7 protein-coding genes are annotated in these 6,693 nt (G+C 47.2%); 3 read left to right on the top strand and 4 right to left on the bottom strand.

All coding sequences use genetic code 11. The annotated features are described in order from the left end of the window. The 3 genes from AB7C91_RS12435 to AB7C91_RS12425 form a co-directional block, all read left to right on the top strand. Positions 1-227, top strand: a 227-nt coding sequence (locus AB7C91_RS12435; RefSeq protein ID WP_428591911.1) for a hypothetical protein, incomplete at its 5' end; no start/stop codon positions are given. A 146-nt stretch (positions 228-373) separates the two neighbouring features. Continuing rightward, entirely contained in the window at positions 374-952 is a 579-nt protein-coding gene (locus AB7C91_RS12430; protein WP_428591908.1) for a dihydrofolate reductase family protein, read from the top strand. Positions 953-1,084: 132 nt separating this feature from the next. Continuing rightward, positions 1,085-1,846, top strand: coding sequence for an MBL fold metallo-hydrolase (locus AB7C91_RS12425; RefSeq protein ID WP_428591905.1), 762 nt, complete (start codon positions 1,085-1,087; stop codon positions 1,844-1,846). A gap of 290 nt (positions 1,847-2,136) precedes the next feature. On the opposite strand, the gene tnpC is transcribed toward AB7C91_RS12425, so the two are convergent. The 4 genes from tnpC to AB7C91_RS12405 form a co-directional block, all read right to left on the bottom strand. After that, the gene (gene tnpC / locus AB7C91_RS12420; protein WP_428591902.1) at positions 2,137-4,035 is read right to left on the bottom strand and encodes an IS66 family transposase; all 1,899 of its coding nucleotides are present in this window, start codon (positions 4,033-4,035) and stop codon (positions 2,137-2,139) included. 97 nt (positions 4,036-4,132) lie between these two features. Continuing rightward, positions 4,133-4,504 (bottom strand): IS66 family insertion sequence element accessory protein TnpB, encoded by a 372-nt coding sequence (gene tnpB, locus AB7C91_RS12415; RefSeq protein ID WP_428591899.1) that lies wholly within the window; start codon positions 4,502-4,504, stop codon positions 4,133-4,135. Then, on the bottom strand, positions 4,491-4,901 hold the full coding sequence (locus AB7C91_RS12410) for a hypothetical protein (RefSeq protein WP_428591896.1): 411 nt from the start codon (positions 4,899-4,901) through the stop codon (positions 4,491-4,493). The genes tnpB and AB7C91_RS12410 overlap by 14 nt, the downstream gene beginning before the upstream one ends. A gap of 239 nt (positions 4,902-5,140) precedes the next feature. Further along, complete coding sequence (locus tag AB7C91_RS12405) at positions 5,141-6,529, bottom strand: IS1634 family transposase (RefSeq protein WP_428591893.1); 1,389 nt, start codon at positions 6,527-6,529, stop codon at positions 5,141-5,143. Positions 6,530-6,693 lie beyond the last annotated feature (164 nt).

The following is a 6,693-nucleotide window of genomic DNA, read 5'->3' as shown; positions in this document are numbered from 1 at the left end:
TTTTCTATCTAGATGCAAGTGATATAACTTTGTATTCAAGGAAAGCTCAAGATGAATCTAGATCGAGATCCTTTTTCGATGAATATATGAAATACTATCGGGCCAAGGAACGAGAGCACTTTATTAATCTAGATTCAATAGTAATATCAACCGACTTCTTGTCACCAAATGATGTTGCAAAGAAGATTGGAGAAGAAATATCAAAGGCACTAAGTAAGAATAGCTGAATCGTAACGTACAGGATTTAACAATTTTCTTCGGAGTAACGTCTAGATTGTCTAATTCACAACATAATTTTATTATAAAGAGTACTGATTCGAACGATTCGCCATGTTGCATATGAAACAATGAAATCACAGAACCAATGTGGTTTATGTATAATAAAGGAGGTCTAAAAATTAAGACTCAGTATTACACCGCGACAAGCCTCGACGGATATCTCGCAACTGAAGATGATTCCTTGGATTGGTTATTTCCTCTTGGTGATTTGGAAAACAGCAGTTATCCAGAATTCTATTCTCATGTTGGAGCATTGGCGATGGGGTCAAGCACCTACGCATGGATAGTACACCACGAAGCAAGGGTAAGGTCTGAAACTGGTTCAGCTTGGCCATACTCCCTCCCGACATGGGTGTTTTCTACCCGAAAACTTCCACTTATCGAAGGTGCGGATATTACTTTCGTCCAAGGTGAAGTAAAACCTATTCATGCAGCCATGCGATTGACAGCTGGTGAGAAAAACATATGGATAGTAGGTGGTGGAGATTTAGCTGGACAGTTTTATGACGCAGGTTTATTGGATGAACTAATCATCCAGGTTGGTTCCACGACACTAGGAACCGGCAAACCATTGTTTCCCCGCAAGGTTCTCAGCCCAAATTTACAGCTCACATCCGTGCATAGAATGGGTAAGGAAATGGTTGAATTACGATATGATGTGAACAAATTTTAAATGATCGAAATTTGATAGAATTCTATGTTCACAAATTGCCGATGCTTATAAAGGTATATTTTCTCCTATCCGGAAGAAATAGTATCTTGTTTAAATATTAGGCAATGCCCTCGTAATCTGGAAGGAGGTTCTATGAGCGACTGGTTCACCATCGACACGGTTGATGACGATACATACATAATCAGTGAATACCGACACTGGGAAGAAACCCATTGTTATTTAATTAATGGCACCGATTACAGCCTACTTATAGACACCGGGTTGGGTATCTGCAATATCCACGATGAGGTGATGAAAAAGACAAACAAACCAATCATTGCCGTCGCTACCCATATCCATTGGGACCATATCGGGGGCCATCGTTATTTCCCCGATTTCTATGCCCATAAGGACGAGCTGCACTGGCTGAACGGTGGATTCCCTCTCACCTTAGAACAAATCAAAGAAATGGTAATGGACCGCTGTGAGGCCCCTTCAGGTTATGATGAAAACACTTATGAATTCTTTCAAGGTACTCCTACCCGTATTCTCGACGATGGCGATGCAATTGATCTTGGTGGCCGGGTTATCACGGTGTTACATACTCCCGGACACTCTCCTGGGCACATGTGTTTTTGGGAAGAGGATCGAAAGTATCTGTTCACAGGCGACCTTGTTTATAAGGACACGTTGTTCGCCTATTATCCTTCCACTGATCCCCTCTCCTATTTAATATCCCTAGAGAAAGTTGCTGCATTGCCTGTTGAGCGAGTGTTCCCAGCCCACCACTCACTGGATATAAAACCTGAGATTCTTGGAAGAATGCGAAACGCGTTCCGGGAACTTAAAGCCGAGGGCAAGCTGCATCATGGAACCGGTGTATGTGAATACGGTGATTGGGCTGTTTGGTTATAGAAGGTCAATCAATCATGGAAAGGATTTTCAAGCTCTACGATCTTGCAAAAGAGTCCATAACCATTCTTCTTGTTCTCTCATATACAATTATTTCGACTATCCATCATCAATAACAACTTGCCCTTGATACAAGATTACCCTATGCAAGTGTTTGTTTTATAAACACTTAATTTTGTGGAATTTTACCAGTGTAAGCTTCATACCAACACGTGGGTACACCTCACCCAGCCATTGGATTAGAATGGCTTAGGTAATGCAAGAGTATGTATGGATTATGGGTTTAGGCTATTTCAAGTATCCCAGGCCTGTTCCAGCTGTTCGGCTGTCAGGTTCCAAGGCCGGAACAGTGACCAGTCAATATCCTTGGCCTTGGCTTCTGAATTCATTATCACCGTAATCTTGTCCAGCAAGAACTTCAGGTATAGCGTAGGATTGATTTTGTTGAGTATCGCAGTCTGCATTACGGTCATGAGCTTTGTCCAGGCGAGGGCCCCTCGCTCAGTTGAGGCAAAAAGACTGTTTTTGCGTGAAATTGCGAAGGGGCGAATTTGACCTTCCTGGAAATTGTTATCGCAGGACAGTTCGCTGCTCGCCAGATAATTCTTGAGGTATTGCATCTGGTTCAGGATATAGTTGAGAGCCTTTCTCAGCTTCACTTCGCCCTGATGGAGGGGAACTCGTTCTTCCGCATACGTTTCAAGGGATGCAAGTACCGGCTCTGCCAATTTTTTCCTCTCTGCCAGGAATTCAGCCTCATCCGAATTGTCCCCGGGGCGTTTGGCACGCAGGGTCTCCTCAATTTCATACAGCTTGCCGATCAGCCCCAGAATGGTGTTGCAGGTGATGAACCCTTCGCTTTCCGGGAGTTCCTTGTAAATCGCTTTGAAGCAGACAAAAATTCCTCTGCGCGCATGAGCCAGGCAACCTGCAAGTACGATGCCTTTTTCAAGGAGAGCCTCGGTATCCTGCAGGAACTGCTTGGCGGCCTCTTCCCCTTCCTCTTGTTCGATTGTCTTGGCAAGGCTGTCGTTTATTTCCTTCGCGGTGCTTGAGTAAGCGCCATATGCATCGCTCTGGAGGGCAATTCCCCTGCAGTCACCAAACAGAGCCCTTGCACAATCATATCCCCTGGTGTTGTAGAAGCGGAAATAGGAGGCGGGGTGGTCATCGCCCTGGTAAGAGAGCGCCCAGACATAGCCGAGAGCACTCTTCTCTCTTTCCGTGTTGTGAATGCACAAAAGCGTCGTCTCATCCCCATGGATGGCCTTCTGGCCCTTGATGTAGGAAAGAATATCCTCCCATATGGGTGTGACCAGGTCTCCTGCAGCGAGGAAATAGGAATTCAGTATCTGGGCATCCACGATGTTGGAACTGTTTATCATGTTGATGCGCTTTGCCTGGCGGTAGATGGGGAGCCCCCAGAGGACCTTGTCTGCGACAATGGCAGCAGCAGCCCCGTTGGTCAGCTTCCCGCCCTTGACGAAATCTGGGGCCAGCTTGTTGCGGAGGGAGACAACCTTGCCATCCTTGTCACTGTAGAGATGGGTTATGGTTACCTTGTTACGGTAATGCCCTCTGACATAGTCAAACTGTTGTTTTTCCACAGTCTTGATGAATGTGAGGGTGGCCGCATACCCTGCATCTGAGACTTCCCTGAGGTCATTGTTCACCTCGTGGCGCGGAAGTGCATCGAAAGAGGACATCTTCCTTCCGCAGGTTTGCACCCCAGGCTGTCGCCCCCATTTTTTCTTGCCGTCTTCAGGCTTCACGGGTTTGTCTCCAAGTATCCCGGCAATGACGGCATCATTGGAAGTCTGGGGAGGGGCATCCGCCTCGGCGATGTCAAGGTCCTTGATTTTCTCCTGGTTGATGAGGGTGTAGTCTGCAAGATCCTTCCTGAGCTGCTTGAGTTCCTTGCTGCTCTGCTTCTCGGTCTTTGCGGCCCAGAGCATGCACTTGTCGATGGAGATGTTTTCCTGGAGGCTGTCGACAAAGGCAAGCAGCCTGTTGTAGTCCCCAATGGTCTTGGAATGGTCGGCATCGAGCTGCCCATACTTTTGCTCAAGGGCCCCATATCTGAGGACAGACCCTTCGTACTGCTTGTTCGCAGCCTTCACAGAAAGGGTCAGGGCCGCCACTTTAGCTTCCAATATATCGATGCGCTTTTGCTTGTTTTCTTCAGTTTCCATCATGGGTAATGATAGCATTTCATGAGGGAAAACACAATGGTTTTACAGGATAAAAATTAACATTATTCTTTTTGGCGTATGTGTTTAGATTTAATATTCAGGACAGTTGGCTACATGCTCTGAGAGCCTTTGTACGGTACTCTCCTGGGTCTGCGGCAAGACTTCTGACCTGTTCGAAGAGGGCTTCTCGGGAGATGTTATCGTCATTCTGTTGGGGCCACATGAACCTCTGGGTGAGGATCTTGCGAGTCAAAAGCCACCATCCTGTGCCTTCCCAAAATAGGAATCTCAGCTGGTTTCTGCTCTTGCTGCAGAAGACAAAGACTGCGCCACTGAGCGCGGCATCCGAATTGGTGGCGACAGCACAGGCGGCAAGCATGTCGATTCCCCATCTGAAATCGGTGCTGCCTGTCCGAATGAAAAACCTTCTGTTTTCCAGGGCGTGGATGAATGGCTTATCTGGCTGCATCGAGGAGGTCCTCCAGATGGTAGAGATAATCCACATGCTTCATGGTGCAGGACAGGCTCGCTGTCTTTAGCATAACCCTCATGCGGATATTTTCTATCAGAGTGATCTCTTCTGCAAAAAGGTCATCACCTTCCGGTCTTCCCGAAAAGACCTCAATCATGGAAAGGGTTTCTCGGTCAAAGAAGCGAGTCTTCTCCTCTGGTTTCTTTTTGCTCTCCTGGGCCTCGACAGCAAAGACAACCTCAGCAACCTCGGTCGCAGCCAGGGTTTTCCAGCATTCAAGCTCCTGCATCTTGATTTTGTGACGTTTGCAGAACACCAAATCAGTCATGCCTGCTTTTCGGGCATTGTACTGGGTGAGGATGCTGCGTCTGTATAAGGTAAGTCTGGTAGCCATCTCATTTCTCCTTGGGTAAAAGATAAAGGATTGGCTACGTTAACGAAAACTACGTGTTGGTATGAAGCTTACTTACCAGTTTTTCATTATTCATTGATATTTTAGACTACTCAATTTCGTCAATTTTTATCCCACGTACGCACACTCGTATTTTCACCAATACCGTTGATTATTATGCCATTTAGTTTTGGGGTTTGGTTGTTTTCCCAAATTCCGCCCCAAGTTGTAACATGGCCAGCTTAGACTGGCCAATCTAGCTCGAACATGGCAATTATTTCCCTCTGAAGTTTGGAGGGTGTGCTGAAGATCGGCTTGTACTTCCCCCTGAAGGAAATCTTGGAAAGCGTGCTCATCCTCATAAGCAGCTGTGCGTAAGTCTTCAGCCTTTTGAGGGTCTTGTTGTCTTTCCTTTTTTCAGCCAGCTTGCTCTTCAGTCTGCTCAAGATTGTCAGGGCAATAAAGATGACGAACATCTTCCCCTCAAAGGTCTCCACCGTATGGACCGTTATGCGATCCCCATTCAGGTCGTTCTTGAATATGTCGTAGAAGATCTCTGAACTGTTTCTCTGTTGGTAGGCTACGTAGATTTCTGCCCTGGATCTCTTGCGGTTGGTCAGAAGGCACCAATATCCGGAATATTTCTTCTGGAACTCTGCAATGACAGGTCCCTTTTCCAAGACTTTCCTCCCCCTCTTGGGGGTGTCCCTGACCTCAAAGAACTGCTTGTAAAGTTCCTTATGTGAAGCCACCAGCTCATTGGTTTCAAGCTCCTTCTTGCACCTTGCCAAGAGCTCGATGAAATTCTTCTCTGCCTCGGCCCTGGCCGCTGGGTTGTATATCACCTGCAGGTAGCAACGGCGACCATTTCGTATCAGGGGCTTGGCAATGCATTGGACCACCTGCTCTTTGCCTTCGGAATCCAGGACCTCTGTCCTGGCTTCAAGGGAAAGCAGCCGGTCCCTCAGCGAATCTATTATCTCGTACTGCCAGGATACATTCCTTGGTACACATATGATGTAGTCAAATCCTTCGCTATGAAAGATTTGCAGGTTCTTCTCACTGTAGTAGCCCTTGTCGAGTGTGATGCAGATGCATTTCAATCCCAGCTTTTTTAGGGCATCGACGAGGTTCCTTACCGTCGTACTGTCGTGTCTGGAGCCGTTGTAGACTATGGAAAGTATGGGGACCATGGTGTCCTGTCTGGCTAGGATTGCAATGTTTGCCTGGGGCAAGGCCATATGTCCGTGGGTATAGCCATATTCGACCAAAGGGTTGGTCTCTGTACTGTGACATCCGATATTCGTGGAATCAAAACAGAAATATCCCTTCACGCATCTGTTCGCCTTCATCCAGCTGTCATAGAACGTGTTCCTCTTGTCGTTGTTGAGGGAGGACAGGAAATCGGAAACCGACTGTGAAGTCATATGCTCAATCTTGGGATTGCGGCCCTCAGCCCAATCCCCACACCAGGAGAATGCCTTTTCTGTGCATATGAGATATTCGGCCATGCCGATTATGGTTTTAGCACCATCCTTGCCGAAGGCACCCTTCAGATGCTTTTCAAGACCGAGCTCCCTGACTATGTCGTCAAGGACAAGAGTCTCACCTATAAGGGTGGTGGATGACACCTCGAGCTTTGCCAGTTCCTCGACCGCATAGTCAGAACTGTAGCGGTTGTTGTAGATGATGGGTCCGTCTTTGACTTCCCGCTTACCGACAATCTTGCGGGTATGCCTGGTCTGCTTCTTCTCGGGATCCCAGTGGGCCCAATCCTTATAGACATACCAGTACC

The sequence above is a fragment of the Sphaerochaeta sp. genome, assembly GCF_050256055.1.
Lineage (GTDB): Bacteria > Spirochaetota > Spirochaetia > Sphaerochaetales > Sphaerochaetaceae > Sphaerochaeta.
Note: the sequence above shows the minus strand (reverse complement) of the source record. Positions and strands in the feature narration are given on the sequence as shown.